Origin of the sequence: Streptomyces sp. NPDC020845 (genome assembly GCF_044334165.1) — a bacterium.
Lineage (GTDB): Bacteria > Actinomycetota > Actinomycetes > Streptomycetales > Streptomycetaceae > Streptomyces.
Genome location: NZ_JBIRSJ010000008.1, coordinates 103417 through 122174 on the forward strand (window position 1 = coordinate 103417; position 18758 = coordinate 122174).

General features: G+C 71.1%; 17 protein-coding genes and 3 pseudogenes. 16 read left to right on the forward strand and 4 right to left on the reverse strand.

Features of this window, described 5'->3' with window-relative positions; genetic code table 11:
• Positions 1–57: 57 nt before the first annotated feature.
• Entirely contained in the window at positions 58–1077 is a 1020-nt protein-coding gene (locus tag ACH4U7_RS21670; protein WP_398529502.1) for a LacI family DNA-binding transcriptional regulator, read from the reverse strand.
• 375 nt (positions 1078–1452) lie between these two features.
• On the opposite strand from ACH4U7_RS21670, the gene ACH4U7_RS21675 reads away from it, so the two are divergent.
• From ACH4U7_RS21675 to ACH4U7_RS21690, 4 genes and pseudogenes are all read left to right on the forward strand, one after another.
• Complete coding sequence (locus tag ACH4U7_RS21675; RefSeq protein ID WP_398529503.1) at positions 1453–2706, forward strand: MFS transporter; 1254 nt, start codon at positions 1453–1455, stop codon at positions 2704–2706.
• Positions 2707–2749: 43 nt separating this feature from the next.
• Positions 2750–2968: pseudogene (locus ACH4U7_RS21680) on the forward strand (transposase); the annotation flags it as partial.
• Positions 2967–3346, forward strand: a pseudogene (locus ACH4U7_RS21685) (IS982 family transposase); the annotation flags it as partial. The pseudogenes ACH4U7_RS21680 and ACH4U7_RS21685, both read left to right, overlap by 2 nt.
• Before the next feature lie 720 nt (positions 3347–4066).
• On the forward strand, positions 4067–4291 hold the full coding sequence (locus ACH4U7_RS21690; protein ID WP_398529504.1) for a hypothetical protein: 225 nt from the start codon (positions 4067–4069) through the stop codon (positions 4289–4291).
• On the opposite strand, the gene ACH4U7_RS21695 is transcribed toward ACH4U7_RS21690, so the two are convergent.
• From ACH4U7_RS21695 to ACH4U7_RS21705, 3 genes are all read right to left on the reverse strand, one after another.
• Positions 4264–4806 carry an HAD family hydrolase gene (locus tag ACH4U7_RS21695; protein WP_398529505.1) on the reverse strand — a complete coding sequence of 181 codons (543 nt, stop codon included), beginning with the start codon at positions 4804–4806 and terminating at the stop codon, positions 4264–4266. The genes ACH4U7_RS21690 and ACH4U7_RS21695 overlap by 28 nt on opposite strands.
• Before the next feature lie 191 nt (positions 4807–4997).
• Complete coding sequence (locus tag ACH4U7_RS21700) at positions 4998–5831, reverse strand: PIG-L family deacetylase (RefSeq protein ID WP_398529506.1); 834 nt, start codon at positions 5829–5831, stop codon at positions 4998–5000.
• Between the two features lie 897 nt (positions 5832–6728).
• Positions 6729–7019 (reverse strand): SHOCT domain-containing protein, encoded by a 291-nt coding sequence (locus ACH4U7_RS21705; RefSeq protein WP_398529805.1) that lies wholly within the window; start codon positions 7017–7019, stop codon positions 6729–6731.
• Positions 7020–7193: 174 nt separating this feature from the next.
• Between ACH4U7_RS21705 and ACH4U7_RS21710 the strand changes: the two genes are divergently transcribed.
• From ACH4U7_RS21710 to ACH4U7_RS21765, 12 genes and pseudogenes are all read left to right on the forward strand, one after another.
• Positions 7194–9776 (forward strand): heavy metal translocating P-type ATPase, encoded by a 2583-nt coding sequence (locus ACH4U7_RS21710; RefSeq protein ID WP_398529507.1) that lies wholly within the window; start codon positions 7194–7196, stop codon positions 9774–9776.
• Positions 9773–10090, forward strand: coding sequence for a metal-sensitive transcriptional regulator (locus ACH4U7_RS21715; protein WP_398529508.1), 318 nt, complete (start codon positions 9773–9775; stop codon positions 10088–10090). Before ACH4U7_RS21710 ends, ACH4U7_RS21715 begins: the two co-directional genes overlap by 4 nt.
• 84 nt (positions 10091–10174) lie before the next feature.
• Positions 10175–10609 (forward strand): archease, encoded by a 435-nt coding sequence (locus ACH4U7_RS21720; protein ID WP_398529509.1) that lies wholly within the window; start codon positions 10175–10177, stop codon positions 10607–10609.
• Positions 10610–10665: 56 nt separating this feature from the next.
• Positions 10666–12090, forward strand: a complete 1425-nt coding sequence (locus tag ACH4U7_RS21725; RefSeq protein WP_398529510.1) for an RtcB family protein — start codon at positions 10666–10668, stop codon at positions 12088–12090.
• A 223-nt stretch (positions 12091–12313) separates the two neighbouring features.
• Positions 12314–12559: pseudogene (locus ACH4U7_RS21730) on the forward strand (universal stress protein); the annotation flags it as partial.
• Between the two features lie 175 nt (positions 12560–12734).
• The gene (locus ACH4U7_RS21735; RefSeq protein WP_398529827.1) at positions 12735–13253 is read left to right on the forward strand and encodes a hypothetical protein; all 519 of its coding nucleotides are present in this window, start codon (positions 12735–12737) and stop codon (positions 13251–13253) included.
• The gene (locus tag ACH4U7_RS21740) at positions 13253–14215 is read left to right on the forward strand and encodes a V-type ATPase subunit (protein WP_398529511.1); all 963 of its coding nucleotides are present in this window, start codon (positions 13253–13255) and stop codon (positions 14213–14215) included. The genes ACH4U7_RS21735 and ACH4U7_RS21740 overlap by 1 nt, the downstream gene beginning before the upstream one ends.
• A complete protein-coding gene (locus tag ACH4U7_RS21745; protein ID WP_398529512.1) occupies positions 14202–15674 on the forward strand; it encodes a V-type ATPase 116kDa subunit family protein in 1473 nt (490 codons plus the stop codon). Before ACH4U7_RS21740 ends, ACH4U7_RS21745 begins: the two co-directional genes overlap by 14 nt.
• Positions 15671–16096 (forward strand): ATP synthase subunit C, encoded by a 426-nt coding sequence (locus tag ACH4U7_RS21750; protein ID WP_398529513.1) that lies wholly within the window; start codon positions 15671–15673, stop codon positions 16094–16096. Before ACH4U7_RS21745 ends, ACH4U7_RS21750 begins: the two co-directional genes overlap by 4 nt.
• Positions 16097–16116: 20 nt before the next feature.
• Positions 16117–16320: a hypothetical protein gene (locus ACH4U7_RS21755; protein WP_398529514.1), complete on the forward strand. Its 204-nt coding sequence runs from the start codon at positions 16117–16119 to the stop codon at positions 16318–16320.
• Between the two features lie 71 nt (positions 16321–16391).
• Entirely contained in the window at positions 16392–16883 is a 492-nt protein-coding gene (locus tag ACH4U7_RS21760) for a hypothetical protein (RefSeq protein ID WP_398529515.1), read from the forward strand.
• A complete protein-coding gene (locus tag ACH4U7_RS21765) occupies positions 16880–18643 on the forward strand; it encodes a V-type ATP synthase subunit A (protein WP_398529516.1) in 1764 nt (587 codons plus the stop codon). The genes ACH4U7_RS21760 and ACH4U7_RS21765 overlap by 4 nt, the downstream gene beginning before the upstream one ends.
• The last annotated feature ends 115 nt before the right edge of the window (positions 18644–18758 follow it).

An 18758-nucleotide genomic window follows, 5' to 3' on the forward strand; every position in this document is an offset into this window, starting at 1 on the left:
TGCGGCGCGAGCGAAGCGCAGACGAGACGGTCCTGCCCGCGCGCCGCCCACCAGCGGTTAAGCGCAGCCGCAGGAGGCCCGCGCAACGAGCCGGCACGGGAACCTACGCTGACGTTCATCCTGGGTGTGTTCGACCTGTGCGGAGTCTTCGACCGCGTCCATCGCAGCGCGAGCCATGGCCATGCGGTCCGAAGCGACAGTTGTCAGCGGAGGATCGACCAGAGCCGCCTCTTTCACGTTGTCGAAACCGACTACCGCCACCTGCCCGGGCACATCGATGCGCAGTTCGCGCGCCGCTCGCAGTATGCCGATCGCTTGATCATCGGTGGCACAGAAAACAGCCGGTGGGCGGCTTGCGTCCCTCAGCAGTTCCAACCCCGCACTGTAAGCGTGATACCGGGTGTACGGAGTGTGGAAGAGGAGACCTCGAGTAGGGAGTCCGGCCTCCTGCATGGCCTGTCGCCATCCCACCACATGCTCGGCGACCGGGTCACCGGACACCAGGGTTTTCTCAGGGCCTCCCACGCAGGCAACGCGCTCGTGGCCATGCTCCAGGAGGTGTCGAGTGGCCAGCCGCGCCCCGCCGACATCGTCCGTGACCACCGTGATCCCGCCGATCTCCTTGAGGTGGCGGTGGAGGAGAACCACCTGTCCTTCGCGCGCCCGGATCTCGGCCGCCGCGTGTTCGCTGGGGCCTTGGCTGATCAGGATGAGGCCTGACACTTGCATGTCCAGAAAGGCACGAAGGTAGTGCACCTCGCGCTCGGTGCGGTAGTCGGAGTTACCGACAAGGAGCATCTTCTCCCGTTCGGAGGCGACCCTTTCTACTGCGTGAGCCATCTCTGCGAAGAACGGCTGGCGTGCGTCGGGGACGATGAGGCCTATGAGGTCGGTACGGCCACTGGCCATGGCCTGGGCCATCCGATTCGGGCGATAGCCAAGCTGTTCAATCGCAAGGAGAACACGCTGCCGGGTGGCAGGAGCAACCGGGCGGGGGCCATTATTGACAACATAGCTGACTACCGCGGTCGAGGTCTCGGCGAGCCGGGCTACATCGTCGCGCGTCACCTTGGGCACGCCTACAGATTATGCGGAAGGCAAACCGGTAAGCCACAGGCGAAGTTCCTCGAATGGCTCGTCACACGTGCTGCTGGGACGTCCAGCCCGGGTAGGCCGAAGGGCCAACTACCTTCTCGAGCGACGATCACCTGTTCAAGGGATCAACTTCTCCCTTGTTCGTTTCTGCGCGCTGTTCCTCTACGCTCAAGGAGGTCATCAACTGCCACATGACATCTGCCCGGTGACGGAGTCGACGTGGGGTGCGCGTCCCCGCTCCACGTCACCACTGGACGGCTTCAGGCGCAGCCATGGGTCGGGACATCCGGACGCCGACGACCTCGTGTGGCGCGCCCCGCCGGGCGGCGAAGGGGATGCGTCGTGCCTTCGGCTTCGATGAACTATCGTACTCTGCTGCGCACTTCGGGTGCCGCAGCCTTCTTCCTTCCCGCCGCTGTCGGGCGTATAGGCATCGCCATGACGGGGATCGGCATCGTCTGGCTGGTGCACGCACGCACCGGGTCGTACGCCGCCGCGGGCCTCGTCACCGGCGGGTTCGCTGTCGCGGACGCCGTTGCCGGGCCCCAAATCGGTTGGCTCGTCGACCGGTTCGGGCAGGCCCGGGTGCTTCCCTGCGCGCTGGGCGCACACGCCGCGGCCGTTGCGCTGCTGCTCGCCGGCGCCGTTCCGGACGTCGTCGCCGGAGTGCTCGTCGGGGCAACACTGCCCCAGCTCGGTGCCCTGTCCGCCGCTCGCTGGTCCGCCCTGCTGTCCGGCGAACGGGCTGCCGCGCTGCCCACCGCCTTCGCTCTGGAGGCCCTCGCCAACGGTGTGTCCTACGTGGCCGGCCCCGCCCTGGTGAGCGTCCTTGGTGCGGCGGGCCGACCGGGCGCCGGGGTGCTACTGGCCGCCGCCCTCGTCATCGGCGGCGGGCTCACCCTCGCAGTCCAGCGCCGCACCATGCCGCCTCTCACCGGCCACTCCGAACGCCGGCACGCCGGACGCGCCCTGCTCCGCTCTGCATTCCTGCGGCAGGTCGCGCTCGGCCTCGTGCTCGGGGTGTTCTTCGGCGCGATGCAGGTGTCCGTCGCCGCGTACGCCGTCGGACGCGGCACGCCGGACGCGGCAGCACTTCTCTATTTCGCCTCCAACTGCACCAATTTGGTGGGCGGTTGGGCCTACGGAGCATGGGGCCACGGCGACTCACCCCGGCACCGCCAGGCCGCAGCCGCCGCCTGCCTCACCCTCGCGAGCCTCCCGCTGACCTTCCTCGACGCGCCCCTCGCGGTCGGCGCCATCCTCGCCCTGACCGGGCTCGCCGTGCCGGTCCTACTGATCCTCGCCTCCGTCCTCACAGAGGCGTCGGTCCCGCGCGCCGTCCTCACCCAGGCGTTCACCTGGGGCAACTCCGCAAACGCGGCAGGAACAGCGGGCGCCGCGGCGGTCGCAGGGCGAGTGGTGGACGCGGGCGGTGCGCACGGCGGTTTCGGTGTGGCGGTAGGGGCTGCGGTGGTGATGACGATCCTGGCGCTCAGCGGTCTGCGCAACTCATCACCGGAGGCACCGAAGTCGTCCGCATCCGTGGAAACCACGGCGCCCAACCCACCGGTCACACGGCGAGATTCGTCTACGAACCGCAAGGCACCCTGAACCCTATGACCCGCAACGGGCGCCCCGCCTGTGTCGTACGTGAAGGAGCGACTGTTGTCTGCGGGGACTGATGATGGACGGGCGGCGCGAGTCCGTCCATGCCACGGCCTCGCGGCTGCCGGACGGCAATGAGCAGAGCCTGCAGCAGTTCGTGAACCAGTCCACGTGGGATCCGGTGCCGGTGCGTCGGCGGATCGCGCAGCGGATGGTGCCGCAGATCGGCCCGGACACCTGGGCGGTCGAGGGCGTGTCGTTCCCCCGAGGCGCTGCGCGACATGCTCGACACCGCGCCCGATGTCACAGCGGCCCGCCCCGGCCAGACGATCAGCGAGGACAAGAACTACTACGGCCGCGAGTTGGAGACGACCTGGCCGAGCGTCACCTCGAGTTGCTGCGGCCGGCCCGCAAGGGAGAGTCCGAGCGGGCCGGGACACACCTGTTCAAGCCGCTGCGGCAGGTCATCGAGTCGATCAACCAGAGCCTCAAGGGCCAGCTCGACCTGGAACGACATGGCGGCAAGAGCCCGGCAGGGGTGGTGGCCCGCGTCCTGTGCCGGATCCTCGCGCTCACAGCGGCGATCTGGCACAACCACAAGACCGGACAACCGATCAAACGGTCACTGACTGCCTACGATCACTGACCGCAACGACACCCCTTGGACTCATCCATCTGGGCGGTGTGGGGGCGGGCGACGGTGTAGCGGGTGGTGCCGTTGTCGTGACCGAGGTTGTCCGGCACGCCGACGACGTCCAGGTGGAGGGCGCGCGACCCACGGTGTCGTAGACGACGGTGACGGCGCCGGTGTGGGAGTGGGCGCGTAGGCCCATGGGCCGGTTGACGTTGGTGAAGAAGATGGGGAGCGGGCCAACTGTGACGGTGCGGATGAGGCCGGTGGTCTCGAGGGCCATGGGCGGGTGGTCTCCTGTCATGCTGCGTGGTCGCTGGCGGAGGCGCTGTTGAGGTTGGTAGTGGTGTCCTCTCCGAGGTACAGGTGCAGTCCGGGCGGGGCAGGTGTTGCGGGAGACGGGGTTGCAGCGGCCCGGGAGTATGGGGATGGGGGTATGGGGATGGGGCCATGCCGCTACCGCAGTCGCTCCTCCGCCTTGCGCCATGCGAGGTCGGCCACCCCGCACGCGGCGCGGGGGTGTTGCGGGCGCGGGTGGCGAAGGTTGAGGGGCCCGCGTTGTGAGTGCGTAGCAAGTCACGGTATTTGAGCAGGGCTGGCTTGTCGCGCAGCTCGACCTTGGCCCACTGCGCATGAGCGGAGTCGAACCGCATGAGGTAGCCGAAGCGGAAGCCGCTCCCCTTTACTCCAAGGATTCCGTGCGTCGACGCAGGCACATGCTGCACCGCAGGCCTGATGGAATCGCGGATCGGCCTCCACAGGAGCGAGTTCATCAAGCCCCGCACCCTGGAGGGGTTCGACGGCGTCGAACTCGTCACCGCGGAATGGATCGACTGGCTCAATGACCAACTCAACCACACCGTGATCGGCGACATCCCACCCGCCAACCCACAAACCAACTACTACGGGGAGTCTGAGCCGAAGAAACTGCCTCATGCAGGTAGCCGTTTCGCCGCCTGAACGGCCTCGGCCAGCGTGTCAACGACGGGTACTCCTGCACTCATGAGATTGGCGCGGCTGTGCGAGCCCCCGGTATAGAGGACGGCGCGCGCTCCCGCGTGGGACGCCGCGACAGCGTCGTCTGCTGCGTCCCCAATCACCACCATGCGGCGTGGATCGACATCGAGTGCCGCGACATGGTGTGCCAACTGTTCCGCCTTACCAGTGCTGGTCTGTCCGGTCCTCCTGCCGTCCACGCGGACGAAGTGCTGTTCGATGTCGTGCGTGCGAACAAGCGGAACCAGGGACTCGTGGGGGGCCAGGGAGCACAGGGACTGCGTAAGGCCGGCTTCCTGCCATTCGACCAGCAGCTGCTTGGCGCCGGATGCAAGCACGGTGCTCTTAGTCAATGCCTCATAGTGCTGGTAAGTTCCTCCAGCGGCGCGGGCCATACGCAGGATGGTGGCTGCCCGCAGCTCGGCGTGGACACCGGCCACCAGCCCGTTCGGTTGATCCCCGGCCAGCGTGTCGAACATTCCCGCTCAACGGCCCTGCCCGGGTGGGTGGGAGGACTGGCGTCCTCGTAACCGCCACGCGACCGAGCAGGGCCACTCTGATGTTCAAGGGCCGCCGGAGCAGAACCCACGTGAACAAGCCTCCGGGTGTGCGAGCACGCCCGATCGAGCCGTACGGACCATGAGCTCTCTGACCCTGGTGGGCGAGCGGATCAGCGCAGTCCGGCGAAGAGGTCGTTCTCGGGCACGGCCGCGCCGGTGGTGTCCTGGACACGTACGAAGGTCTCGACGCCCATCAACTCGGTGAACCTCTCCCGGCCCATCCTGAGGAAGAAGATGTTCTCGCCCTGGCTGGCGTGCGCGGCCAGCGCATCGAACTTCTGACCCCCGAACGCGGTGGTGTCCACCCAGGTGGTGATCTCCTCGTCGGGGAGTCCGATCTCGGCCATCGCGGCGGCATCAGCGGGATCCGGCTCCTGCCCGTCCGCACCGAACTCGCGCATGACCTCCCCGAACCGCCGCATCATCGAGCGGGGCGCCGTCGTCCAGTACACCTTCGGTGTCAGCGCGGTCATCGCCAGCGCCGCCATCGTGATGCGGTTGGCCTGGATGTGGTCGGGGTGGCCATAGAAGCCGTTCTCGTCGTACGTGACGACCACATCGGGCTGGTAGCGCCGGAAGAGTTCCGCGAGTCGGGCAGCGCCCTCCTCCACGGGTGTATTCCAGAAGGAGCCTGGGGCGTCATTGGCCGGCCAGCCCATCATCCCGGAGTCGGCGTAGTCCAGCGTCTCCAGATGACTGACCTTCAGGACTTTGCAGCTTGCCTCGAGTTCTTGACGCCGCATCAAGGCGACGGCCGCACCGTCGTGCCCGGGATCGCCCGGCTTGACACCCCCCGGTCCGTCACCGCAACCGCCGTCGGTGCACGTCACGAGGACCGTGCAGATGCCCTCCGCCGCGTACCGCGCGAGGACACCTCCGGTTCCAGTGGCCTCATCGTCGGGGTGGGCGTGTACCGCCATGAGCGTCAAGGGCAAGTCATTCATGAAACAGTCCTCCTGTGTGAAAAGGCCTTGATCCGAGTCCGTGGCGGGCGTATGAGCGGTCGCCCTTCAATATCGGATGTCGGATGACCGGGTGTACCGCGGACCCGAGGGCCCCGGATCACGTCGGCTGTTGGCCTCTGTGTTCCCCGCCCGCGCGGCGCCGCTCTCTTGGCAGTGCAACAGTGGCGGCCGGACTGGCTGTTCCCGCCGCACACCGGAACTTTGCCACTCCCGCGAGAACGAAGAGGCGTACATCTCGTTGTAGTGCTCGGCGTACCTGGTCAGGACCGTACACAGGTGTCGTTCGCCGGTGATGAGGAGACGGTCGGTGCACTCGGCACGGGCTGTGCGTATCCATCGTTCGGCGAACGCGTTGGACCGGGGCTCTGCGGCGCTGTCGGGATGACGGCTGTTCCGTTGCCGGCGAAGACGGCGTCGAACGCGGCAGTGAACTTGCTGTCCCGGTCGCGGATGAGAGACCCGAAGCACCCGGATGAGCGCGACTGTCCCTTCCGCCAGCGGTGGCCGGCCGGGTCCGACCGCCGTCTGGTGCCAGGTCAGCAGGGTGCCCGGGGTAGCCAGCCGATGGCGGCGTAAGGCAGGTGGCAGGTGCCGGGCGAGAGCGGAGCAACAGCACGGTCAGCCCATGAGAGCCGCGGCCGCTCGACCTGTCGGCGCAGCACAGCGACCTCATGACGAAGCACGAGGATCTCGGTGTTGTTCGCGGCGGCCGACCGGCCCAACAAGAGGAGGCAGCCCAGTAGTCGACAGCAGATCGGATAAAGCAGTCGCAGACCCACGATCAGAGATCGTGCCCATACATGAGCGATCACAAAGCCCCAGGTCAACCACTGTACGGCAATAAAGACACCCTTCAGGGGGCGGAGGCGGGGGCGGCTAGGGGGATGGTGCGCTTGGTGGCGATCCTCGGAGGGTGGCCAGGCGGCGGTGGTATTCCTCGTCGTCGATCTCGCCGCGTGCGTACCGCTCGGCGAGGATCTGCTCGGGGCCGATGGGCCCGGGCGTCTTGTGCCAGGTGTTGGGGCCTGTGCCGGGCGGGGTGGGGCGAACCAGGGCCCGGTAGAGCAGGACGCCGATGGCGATGATCAGCGCCCAGAACACCACCATGCTGATCGACATCGCGAACCAGCCCCAGCCGTTCATGCCATGGCCGTACCAGAACATCATTCCCGCCTCACTTCCCCAGGTCGGTCTGGGCACCTTTCCCTGCTGTCATCGTCGCTCTGCCTCGGCGCGAGTGCTGGGGCCTGCCAGTCCCCGGCCAGTGGGCCGATCAGCCCCTACCGGGTACCCGTGTCGGCGAGCGAGGCTGGGTCAGGGGGCGGGAAGGGAATGTCTGCCATGAACGCCCTGGATCTCGTGGTCATCGCCGCCGCCGTTGTCCTGATCGCCGGGCTGGGCTGGTACTTCTTCGGGCCGCGCCGGGTCCGCTCGGCAACCCTCGAGGGTGGGGTGCAGCGCGTCGGCATCACGGTGCGCGGCGGCTACCGCCCGAACGTCATCCGGGTGCGCCAGGGCATGCCGGTGGAGCTGGTCTTCGACCGGCGGGAGTCCGGGGAGTGCACCGCACGGGTGGTCTTCCCCGACCTGCGGGTCAGTGCGAGCCTGCCCGCCCACGCGCGCACCACCGTGCGGCTGAGGCCCGAGAATGCCGGGTCCTTCGGGTTCGCGTGCGGTATGAACATGATCCACGGAACGCTGCTGGTCGACCCGGCCGCACCCCCGGGCAGGCAGACCTCCCCTGACGCCGGCCAGGCTCCGCCCACCACAGCCAGGCCGGGCGGCTCGCCACCGGAGGGCGAGAGCGCGGCGGACACGGAGGCGGCGGAGGCCGCCGAGCGGCGTGGGGAGATCGCGGACCTGACCCGGCGGGTCACGGTGGGTGCGGTGCTGACGCTGCCGGTTCTCGTCGCGGTCATGGCGCATGAACTGTTCGGCGCTACGTGGGTGCCGGGATGGATGCTGAACCACTGGCTCCAGCTGGCGTTGATCACGCCCGTGATGTTCTACACCGGCCGTCCGATCCACACCACCGGCTGGCTGGCCCTGTGGCACCGCTCGGCCGACATGAACTCCCTGATCACCCTGGGCACCACGGCCGCCTACGGCTACAGCCTGCTGGTCACCCTCGCCCCCAGCTGGTTCCCGGCCGGAGTCCGCGCGGTGTATTACGAGGCGGTCGGGGTGATCCTCACCCTGATCCTGCTGGGCCGGGTGCTGGAGGCCCGGGCCAAGGCAGGCACCGGCGAGGCCATCCGGGCCCTCCTCGGGCTGCAAGCCCGCACCGCCCGTGTGATACGCGACGGCACCCCGGTCGAGATCCCGGTCGACACCGTCGCGGTCGGTGACGAGCTGCTGATCCGCCCAGGGGAGAAGGTGCCGGTCGACGGCGACGTCCTGGCCGGCTCCTCGGCGGTGGACGAATCCATGGTCACCGGCGAACCGATGCCGGTCACCAAACACCCCGGGGACACCGTCATCGGCGCCACCGTCAACGGCACCGGATCCTTGCGGATGCGCGCGGCCAACGTCGGCGCCGACACCATGCTGGCCCAGATCATCCGCCTGGTTCAGCAGGCCCAGGCGTCCAAAGCCCCGATCCAGCGGCTCGCCGACGCCGTCTCCGCCTACTTCGTCCCCGCCGTGATCGCCATCGCGGTCGCCGCCTTCGCTACCTGGTTCACCCTCGGCCCACCCCCGGCCCTGACCCTCGCCCTGGTCTCCGCCGTCGCCGTACTGATCATCGCCTGCCCCTGCGCGCTGGGCCTGGCCACCCCCCTGTCGGTCATGGTCGGCACCGGCAAAGGCGCACAGGCGGGCATCCTCATCCGCTCAGCCGAGGCATTGGAGACCGCCCACAAACTCGACACCATCGTGCTGGACAAGACCGGCACCGTCACCGCGGGCAAGCCCGTACTCACCGATGTGCACCCAACCGACGGCTACGGCGAGCGGGAACTGCTGGCGCTCGTGGCGGCCACCGAGGAGATGAGCGAACACCCCCTCGCCACCGCGATCGTGATCGGCGCCCGGCAGCGGGGCCTGGACCTCCCGACAGCCGACGCCTTCGACTCGGTCACCGGCAAAGGCGTCCGCGCCACCGCCGACGGCCACACCATCCTGGTCGGCACCGCCCGCCTGCTCCGCGACGCCCACATCGACACCGGTGCGCTCGACCGCGTCGCGGCCGACCTGTCGGCCCAGGGCAAGACCCCCGTACTCGCCGCCGTCGACGGAGCACCCGCCGGGGTGCTCGCCGTCGCCGACACCCTCAAGAACGACTCCGCCACCGCCATCACCGCCCTGCAGCGGCTCGGCCTGGACGTCCTCGTCATCACCGGCGACAACGCCCGCACCGCCCAGGCCATCGCCCGCCAGGTCGGCGTGGCCCGGGTGCTGGCCGAGGTGCTGCCCGAGCACAAGGCGGACGAGATCCGCCGCCTTCAGGGCGAGGGACGTACGGTCGGCATGGTCGGCGACGGCATCAACGACGCCCCCGCCCTGGCCGCCGCCGACGTCGGACTCGCCATCGGCACCGGCACCGACGTCGCCATCGAAGCCGCCGACATCACCCTCATCTCCGGCTCCCTCAGCGGCGTCGTCACCGCCATCCGGCTCTCCCGGGCCACCATGCGCAACATCCGCCAGAACCTGTTCTTCGCCCTGATCTACAACGCCATCGGCGTCCCCGTCGCCGCCGGCGCCCTCTACCCCCTGTGGGGCATCCGTCTCAGCCCCGTCATCGCCGCCGCCGCCATGGCCCTCTCCTCCCTGTCAGTCGTCACCAACTCCAACCGCCTACGCCACTGGCACACCACCCCGCCGCCACCCACCACACCCGCCCTCATCGAGCCTCACGAGGAGTTAACCGCGCACCGCCATCAGACCGCGAGCCGCACCCGAGAAGGAGACCCACCGCGATGACCACCGCCCACCACGCCACCCGGGAACCGGCACCGCCCGGATACACCGACCACAAGCCCGACCACCTGGACCGGCTCCACAAGATCGAAGGCCAGACCCGCGGCATCACCCGCATGGTCGCCGACGACCGGTACTGCATCGACGTACTCACCCAGATCAGCGCCATAACCCACGCCCTGCAGCAAGTCGCCCTCAGCCTCCTGGACGACCACATACGCCACTGCGTCACTGCCGCCACCCGGGCGGACCCGGTCCGCGCCGAGGAGAAGCTCGACGAACTCACCCTCGCACTGCGCCGTATGCTTCGATTGTGAACCTGGTTCGGTTCCCAGCACATCCCATTCCCGGCACGCCATGATGGGAATACGGAGCACTCGCGCATCAGAAGGGTGAGCCGGATGCGGCCGCACGATGCCATGCGGCGCGGTGGGCACCGTAGTGTTCCCCACACCGCGGACCTCCGGGTGGAGGCCTGGGCCCCGACCCGGGAGGAGTGCCTGGCGCAGGCGGTACGAGGGGTCTGCACGTCGTTCCTGGACCTGACGGGCGCGACAGGTGTCCGCAACCGGGATGTCGTGGTGCGGGCGAACATGGACGAGGACCTGTTGGCGGCCCTGTTGGAAGAGGTCGTCTACTGGCTCGACACTGCGGACGAGATCCCGGTCGACATGGAACTGACCGCCGTCCCGGGCGGTGTGCGGGCCCGCCTGCACATGGCGGACACCAGGTCGCTCCCGACGACGGGTGCCGCGCCGAAAGCGGTCACTCTCCACGGCCTGGAATGCGGTCGCGGGCCGGACGGCTGGCGGTGTTCGGTGACACTCGACGTGTAAGCCCAGCACGATCGAGGCTCGGCGGAGGGACCCCGACCCCAACGAGGATGACGGACATGGACATCACGATGACGGAGGAGAGCCCGTTTCGCTTCCGCATCGACCAGCAGGACCGGATGAGAGTTCCCGGGATCGTCTTCGCCAGCCGAGAGCTGCTGCCGCAGGCGGCCGGGGACAGGGCGCTGGAGCAGGTGGTGAACGTGGCGATGCTGCCCGGCATCGTCCGCGCCTCCTTCGCCATGCCCGATGTGCACTGGGGTTACGGCTTCCCGATCGGCGGGGTCGCCGCCACGGACATCGATGCCGGGGGCGTGGTCTCGCCGGGAGGGGTGGGGTTCGACATCTCCTGCGGTGTCCGGCTGTTGGCCGCCGACATCGAGCGTGCGGAGCTGGCCCCTCGCTTGCGGAGACTGATGGACGTACTCGGCGACATCATTCCGCGCGGTGCGGGACGCGGCGGCCTGTGGAAGTTGTCCGGCCGCGCGGAGATGGAGAAGCTCCTCGCCCATGGCGCCGGGTACGCCGTGGAACGTGGCCACGGCACAGCCCGCGACCTGGTGCGCTGCGAGGACCACGGGAGCCTGGCCGGTGCCGACCCGTCGCAGGTCGGGCAGCGGGCCGTGGACCGGGGGCTGCTCCAGGTGGGCAGCCTGGGCTCGGGCAACCACTTCCTTGAGGTACAGGCCGTGGACCGAGTGTACGACCCCCGGGCGGCGGCCGCTTTCGGCCTGCGGGCCGCTCAGGTGTGCGTGATGATCCACTGCGGCTCACGCGGTCTGGGACACCAGGTGTGTGCCGACCACGTCCGCGTCATGGACCGGTCGCCCTACGCCCGTGCCGTTGACCTCCCGGATCGCCAGCTGGCGTGCGCGCCCGTGGCATCGCCGCCCGGCCAGGCCTACCTCGGCGCGATGGCGGCCGGGGCCAACTACGCACGCGCCAATCGGCAACTGCTCACCGAGGCCGCGCGCCGGTCATTCACCTCGACTGTCGGGGTGGGTCTTGACCTGGTGTACGACGTCTCACACAACATGGCCAAGATCGAAATCCACGAGGTAGGAGGTGTACCGCGCCGACTGTGTGTCCACCGCAAAGGCGCCACCCTGGCCCTCCCTCCCGGCCGTCCCTGTCTGCCGGAAGACCTCGCCGAAACCGGACACCCCGTCCTGGTGCCCGGCACCATGGGCACCGCCTCATACGTCATGGTCGGCACCCCGGAAAACGACGCGTTCGCGTCCGCCTGCCACGGCGCGGGACGTGTGTGGAGCCGCCACCAAGCGCTGCGCCAGGTCCGTGGCCAACAGCTCCGCGACGAGCTGGAATCCCGGGGCGTCGCCGTCCGACCGTCCTCATGGCGCGGGCTGGCCGAGGAGGCCCCCGCCGCGTACAAGGACGTCGACGCGGTGGCCGCCGCCACCGAAGGCGCCGGGCTCGCCAGAATCGTCGCCCGGCTGATCCCCCTCGGTGTCGTCAAAGGGTGAGAAGGCCCCGCGAGCGCGGAAGGGGCGAGCGTGGAAGGTGGCATACGGCGCCGACGGCGCCGAGGGCTGCCCGCTTCTCGTGGGCCCGGATTGCACGGTGCGCGACTTCACGCCGCTTCTCCGTGTCTGTTCTCGCCCTCGGTGCCACTTCCATAACACCACCGCACGGCCAAGAGGGCCAGGGCCGACCGTTCCCCGCCCGAGGTCCGGTCCGCCCATCCACATGGGCCCCTCCAGGGAGATCCTGGCCGAACTCATCGCCGCGTCCGCCGTGGAACGCGTGACGCTGCGCAACCCGGACGTGAAGGCCTGCGGTGAAGCGCTGGCCGAAGACACCGTGACGGCCCTGCCGGCGGAGAGCCGTGAGGCGTACGCCGTGGTCACGAGGTCCCAGGGCAGAGGCCGGCTCGCCGGTTCGCTCCTCGGGTCGGTCAGCCTGGCGGTGGCGGCGCGTGCCGTGTGTCCGGTGGTGGTGGTCCGTGGCGGGGAGCGGAACCGCGAGGAGTGCGGCGGTCCAGGTGGCGTGTCGGGCGGCCACGTCGCCGGGGCAGGGCCCGTGGACGGTCCAGTCCAGCGCGACAGGGACGCTCCGACTGCGGACACTTGGGTCAAGGGGCCGCAAACCATGACCATGGGGAGAGCTCGTGGCCGGATTCCGGGATTTCCTGCTGCGGTTCCGTCCGGTGGGCTCGCCGGGCCGGGCGGCGCCCGGAGGTGTCCCGGCGGACCGCGCCGCCGAGCTGACCGCCGAGCTGACACCGCCGCTGTCCCTGCTGGAGGAGGTCGAGGCCGAGGCGCGGCGCATCCGTGAAGAGGCCGCCCGCGTGGCGGCGGACAGACGGCGGGAGGCCGAGCGGCAGGCCGACACGATCGTGGGGCGGGCACGGGCGCGCGCCGACGAGGTGCGGGCAAAGTCCGCGGCCCGGGGCCGCCGCGCCGCGGAGGCCGAGGCGGCGGAGTTTCTCGCCACCGCGGAGCGGAACGAGGCCGAGATGCGTTCCCGGGCCCAGGCGCGGATGCCGGGGCTCCTGGACCGGGTGGCGCGGCTGGTGATCGAAGACATCGAAACACCCGCGACGCCCCGGACGCCCAGCAACCGGAGCGCGAGCAGGAGGACGTCGCCTGACGTGCCGGACTCAGGGCCGCCGGAGCGAGGTCCCTGATGGGCGCCGGATGGGTGGCGGGGGTGACGCGGGCCAAGGCCATGCTCTCCCGCGCTCTCGGTGCGGAACGAGCCGAGGAGGTGGCCTCGGCTCCGGGTCTGGACGCGGCCGTGCGGTACCTGAGCGCTTCTCCCTATGGGCACGATCTGCCGTCCGAGGCGTCTTTGGCCGACGCTCAGCGGGCGGTGGGCGAAACCCTGGTGTGGCATCTGCGGGTGCTGGCCGGCTGGCAGCCGCCAAGCGGTGTGACCGCCCTCCGGCTGCTCGCCTGCGGCTTCGAGATCGCCAATACGGAGGACCATCTGCGCACGTTGACGGACACGTTGCCGAACACGTTTACGGACACGTTGACGGACGGCGGGCCGCTCCCGCCGCCGTACCGGCTGGGCACACTGGCGACCGCCTGGCCCCGGCTGGCCCGCACCCGCTCGCCCCAGGAACTGCGGGCCGCGCTGGCCTCGTCCGCCTGGGGCGATCCGGGAGCCGCCACCCCGGTGGCGGTGGCGATCGGCATGCGGGTCTCGGCCGCGGTGCGCACGGCGATGGCCGTTCCGGAGGCCGCGCGCTGGGCGGCGGGGCGGCTCGCGCTGCTGGTGGGCCGCGAAACGTTCGTCGCCCGCCGCTCGTTGCCGGGCGCGGTCGCGGCGCGAGCGGGTCGGTTGCTCGGTACGAGTGCGATGGCCGCGTCGTCGTATCCCGACTTCCGGCGGCACCTGCCGCCCGCCGCCCGCTGGGCCCTGGCCGGCGTCGACAGCGCGGCGGAACTGTGGCGGGCCGAGCGGCGGTGGTGGCACCGGCTCGACGAGGGCGGACGGGGCCTGACGCACGGGGCCCGACTGGACCGCGCACCGGTGGTCGGCGCCGCGGCGGTGCTCTCCGCGGACGCCTGGCGGGTGCGCGGCGCGCTGGAGCTGGCCTCGCGGGGCGGCGGGCGGATCGGTGCCTTCGATGCTCCGGCATGAACCGATGGTCCCGGTGCGGATGCGGCGGGTGGCGATCGTCGCGCCACGTGCGGCGCTGCGGGACGTCCTGGTGAAGGTCGCCGAGGCCGGCTGTATCGAGATCGAAGCCGCAGGCCGGCAGTCAGTCGGCGGCGGGCTGGACGCGCCACAGACCGCGCCCGGCTCCGCCGCCCGTCGGCTGCGGGCCTCGCGCGCCGAGCCGGGAAGCGCCGTCCTGAGTGCCGTGCCGCCTGATCTCGACGCGCTGGAGCGTGCGGGCCGCACCGATCTGCTGGCGGGCGAGGCACAGCTCGAGGAGCGCCTCGGCAGCGCGGTGCGGCACGGCGCCGCCGCGGCACTGGCCGGCTGGTGTCCGGCCGCGGCTGTCCCGGCGACCGCCGAGCGTCTCGCCGAGGTGGGAGGCGCGCTGGTGCCCCTGCGCACGCCGCGCGGAGTGGACCCGCCGACCCTGCTGGGCGGCACCGGCGCGGTGCGGCGCTCGTTCGCGGGTCTGGTGCGCACATACGGGACGGTGCCGTACGCGGATCTGGACCCCAGCGTGCCCGCGGGCATCGTCTACGTGGTCATGTTCGGGGTGATGTTCGGCGACGCCGGGCACGGGGCGCTGCTGCTCCTCGCCGGGCTGTCGCTGTGGCTCGGCCGGCCCCGCCGGGCGGAGCCGCTGCGCGGGCTGTGGCCGTTCGTCGCCGGTGCCGGGGTGACCAGCACGCTGGCGGGCGTCGCCTACGGCGAGTTCTTCGGTCCGACCGGAGTTCTCCCGGTGCTGTGGCTGAACCCGCTGCACGATCCGCTGCGGCTGCTGGCCGCCGCCGTCGGTCTTGGCGCCGTGCTGCTCGCCGTGGCGTACGGCGCGGGGATCGCGAACCGCTGGCGGGAAGGCGGGCCGTCCGGCGCCCTGTACGCCCTGTCCGGAGTCGCCGGGGCGATGCTCTACCTCGGCCTCGCCGCGATGGGCGGCGCACTGTGGCTGGGCGACGTCGGTGTCCTGTTCGCGGGCGCCACGGTCGCGTGCGCGGGCCTCGTCCTGGCGGGCCCGGGGCTGTTCGCCGCGACCGGTGGCGGTCCGGGAGGGGTCGTCCAGGTCGGTGTCCAGCTCTTCGACGGAGTGCTGCGCATCGGGTCGAACGTCATCTCCTTCGCGCGGCTCGCGGCGTTCGGGCTCACGCACGCCGCGCTGGGTGCGATCGTGTGGCAGGGCACCACGGCGCTCGCGCGCACGGGCGGGGTGGCGCTTGTCGCGGCGGTGGCGCTCTTCGTCGTCGGCAACGCGCTCGCGTTCGCGCTGGAGGCGCTGGTCGCCGGGGTGCAGGCGCTGCGTCTTGAGTTCTACGAGCTGTTCTCCCGCGTCTTCGATCCCCAAGGGCGTCCCTTCCGTCCCTGGCGGCTCCCCGTACTGCACGGCGTGGGACCCGCGGCTGCTCCGCCCGAAGGGAACGCGCCGGACAAGGAGGCCACGTGATCGCCTGGCTCATCGCCCTTCCCCTCGTCGCCGTGGTCGCGGCGGCCGTCCGACGGTTGCCCGTACGCCGTGGGCGCCCGGCCCTGCGTTGGGTGCTCGCCGCCAACGCCCTGCTGTTCGCGGCTGCCCTGGCGCTCCTCGTGGTGGCGCTCGACGGCCGGTCCGCGCAGGCCGCCGCCCCGGCGGCCGCGGCGGCCCAGACGGCGGGCTCGGGGTCCGCCGCGCTGATCGGCGCGGCGATCTCGGTCGCCGGGGCGTCCATCGGGGCGGCGATCGCCGTCGCCTACACCGGGGCGGCAGCGATGGCGGCGCTCAGCGAGCGCCCCGAGCTCTTCGGCCGCGCCATGGTGATCGTCGGCCTCGCCGAGGGCATCGCGATCTACGGCTTGGTGGTCGCGATCATCCTGATCGGAAAGGCGTGATCATGGGGCGGGTGGCGGCCGTGGGGGAACGTACGCGGGTGGCCGGGCTGGCTCTGGCCGGAGTGACCGCCATGGCCGCCGAGGAGCCGCACGCGGTCCGCGAGGCGTGGCGGAGACTGCCGCCGGACGTCACGCTGGTGATCCTGACGCCCGCCGCGGCCGACGCTCTCGGCCCCGCGCCCCTGGAAGGCGTCCGCCCGCTCACTGTGGTGATGCCGTCATGACACCGCCACTCCCCCGACGCCCACTCCCCCGACAGCCGCTCCCTGACGAAGCGGTGGCCGCCCTCGCGCCGGTGCGCGCAGAGTTGCTGCACACGGCCCGCGCCGAGGCCCGAGAGCTGCTGGACCGTGCGGACCAGGAGGCCGAAGCGCTGATCGCCGAGGCGCGGGCCACGGCACGTTCCCTCCTGGAGGAGGCCCAGCGAGCCGGCGAGCGGGACGGTGCGGCAGCCGCCCGCGACATACGGGCCCGCGCCCGCAGGACGGCGCGCGCCCGTGAACTGACCGCACGCGGACGGGCCTACGAGGAGCTGCGGTCCCGGGCCGTCGTGCGCGTCCGGGAAACGTGGGACACGAGGGCCCGCCCAGACCGCCCAGACCTCCTGGACCGGCTGCGACAACGCGCCCAACAGCTCCTGGGCCCGGACGCCGAGGTCACCGAGGCCCCTGACGGTGGCCTGGTGGCCCAGTTGGCGGGCCGGCGTGCCGACTACACCCTGGACGCCCTCACCGCCCGCGCGGTGGACCGGCTCGGAGCGGAAGTGGAGACGCTGTGGTCGGCATGAACGCAACCGGGGAGACGAAGCACTCATGCCGGATTCTGCGGGTCGCCGGACCGCTGGTCGAGCTGGAGTACGTCGGCGGGACGGCCATGTACGACCTCGTCTCCCTCGGCGAGGCCCGCCTGCCTGGCGAGGTGGTGGCCATCAGTGGCGATGTGGTGACCGCGCAGTCCTACGAGTACACCGGCGGCCTGGCCCCCGGTGACACGGCCCGGCCCCAGGGCGCGCCGCTGTCCGCGTCGCTCGGCCCCGGCCTGCTCGGCGGCGTGTACGACGGTCTGCTGCGGCCGCTGTCCGGCAGCGGGGACTGGCTGCATCCGGGGAGCGTCGCCCAAGCGCCCGCAGAGCGCGCCTGGCCCTTCGTACCACGGGTGAGCGAAGGGGAGCATGTCGAGGCGGGCGGCGTGGTCGGGGAGATCCGGGACGGCGGACCGATCCGGCTGCGGGTTCTCGTGCCACCGGGCTCCGGTGGCGTGGTGGAGCGCGTCGCCGGTGAGGGGACGTACCAGCAGGACGCGGTGGTGGCCGTCGTGGGCGGGGCCGAGGTGCGGATCGGCGCCACATGGCCGGTCCGCCGTCCGCGTCCGGTACGCGAACGCGGTGGCGAGCGCGAGGCGCTGAACACCGGACAGCGCGTGATCGACCTGCTGTTCCCCGTCGCCCGCGGCAGCACCGTGGCCGTCCCCGGCGGATTCGGCACGGGCAAGACCATGCTGCTGCAGCAGATCGCCAAGTGGTGCGACGCGGATGTGATCGTCTACGTCGGCTGCGGGGAGCGCGGCAACGAGATGGCGGATGTGATCGCCGAGCTCTCCGCGCTGGAGGACCCGCGTACCGGCGGGCGGCTGGCCGACCGGACGGTGACCGTCGCCAACACCTCGAACATGCCGATGATGGCCCGTGAGGCCAGCATCTACACGGGCGCCACGGTCGCCGAGTACTTCCGGGACATGGGGCTCGATGTCGTCGTGATCGCCGATTCCACCTCGCGGTGGGCCGAGGCGCTGCGCGAGTTCGCCTCCCGCACCGGCGCGCTGCCCGCCGAAGAGGGCTACCCGGCGGGGCTCGCGTCGGCCATCGCGGCGTTCTACGAGCGTGCGGGAGCCGTGGTGACGCTGGGTGGCGAGCAGGGCTCGGTCACGGTGATCGGGGCGGTCTCCCCGCCCGGCGGCGATCTGACCGAGCCGGTCACGGCGCACACCGAGCGGTTCGTGCGCTGTCTGTGGTCGCTGGACCGGGACCTGGCCTATGCCCGCCACTACCCGGCGCTGTCGTGGGCGGGGTCGTTCTCACGGGACGCCGGGACACTCGCGGCCCAGCGGGCGGCGGCGGGCGACCCCGCCTGGGCCGACCGGCGCGCCCGGCTCGCCGCGGTGCTCGCGGAGGCCGATCGGCTGGCCGACCTCGTCGACCTGATCGGCATCACGGCCCTGCCCGACCGGGAGCGCGTCGGCGTCCTGGCCGGACGTCTGGTGCGCGAAGGGGTGCTGCGGCAGAGCGCGCTGTCCGTGAGCGACGCGTACTGCGGGCCGGACAAGGCCGCGGCGCTGGCCGACGCGGTGCTCGCGACCGTCGACCGCTGCCGTCAGCTCGTCGACTCGGGGGTCCCGGCGGCCACCGTGGAAGCGGTGGACTTCGGCCCGGTGCTCCGGGCCGCCGAGGAGGCGGGGCCGCATGATGTGGAAGGGGTGAGGGGGCGGCGTCAGGACATGCTGGCCCGGCTCGGGGAGCTAAGACCGTCCGGCAGTAGGGAGCGCGGATGAAGGAGGGGGTACCGCCCAGGCCCGCCAGGGCCGAGGGGGAGGGTCGAGGGGCAAGCATGGGTGTGCCCCGTGAGGAGAGCGCAGCGGCTCCCCCAGCTGCCGCTGGGAGGTGCCC

Bases quoted from the DNA above. Each gene is read 5' to 3' on its own strand.
- ACH4U7_RS21740 (WP_398529511.1), top strand. From the start codon at position 13,253: ATGGGCGCCGGATGGGTGGCGGGGGTGACGCGGGCCAAGGCCATGCTC.
- ACH4U7_RS21710 (WP_398529507.1), top strand. From the start codon at position 7,194: ATGAACGCCCTGGATCTCGTGGTCATCGCCGCCGCCGTTGTCCTGATC.
- ACH4U7_RS21705 (WP_398529805.1), bottom strand. From the start codon at position 7,019: ATGATGTTCTGGTACGGCCATGGCATGAACGGCTGGGGCTGGTTCGCG.
- ACH4U7_RS21725 (WP_398529510.1), top strand. From the start codon at position 10,666: ATGGACATCACGATGACGGAGGAGAGCCCGTTTCGCTTCCGCATCGAC.
- ACH4U7_RS21700 (WP_398529506.1), bottom strand. From the start codon at position 5,831: ATGAATGACTTGCCCTTGACGCTCATGGCGGTACACGCCCACCCCGAC.
- ACH4U7_RS21745 (WP_398529512.1), top strand. From the start codon at position 14,202: ATGCTCCGGCATGAACCGATGGTCCCGGTGCGGATGCGGCGGGTGGCG.
- ACH4U7_RS21720 (WP_398529509.1), top strand. From the start codon at position 10,175: ATGCGGCCGCACGATGCCATGCGGCGCGGTGGGCACCGTAGTGTTCCC.
- ACH4U7_RS21675 (WP_398529503.1), top strand. From the start codon at position 1,453: ATGAACTATCGTACTCTGCTGCGCACTTCGGGTGCCGCAGCCTTCTTC.
- ACH4U7_RS21715 (WP_398529508.1), top strand. From the start codon at position 9,773: ATGACCACCGCCCACCACGCCACCCGGGAACCGGCACCGCCCGGATAC.
- ACH4U7_RS21695 (WP_398529505.1), bottom strand. From the start codon at position 4,806: ATGTTCGACACGCTGGCCGGGGATCAACCGAACGGGCTGGTGGCCGGT.
- ACH4U7_RS21690 (WP_398529504.1), top strand. From the start codon at position 4,067: ATGGAATCGCGGATCGGCCTCCACAGGAGCGAGTTCATCAAGCCCCGC.
- ACH4U7_RS21765 (WP_398529516.1), top strand. From the start codon at position 16,880: ATGAACGCAACCGGGGAGACGAAGCACTCATGCCGGATTCTGCGGGTC.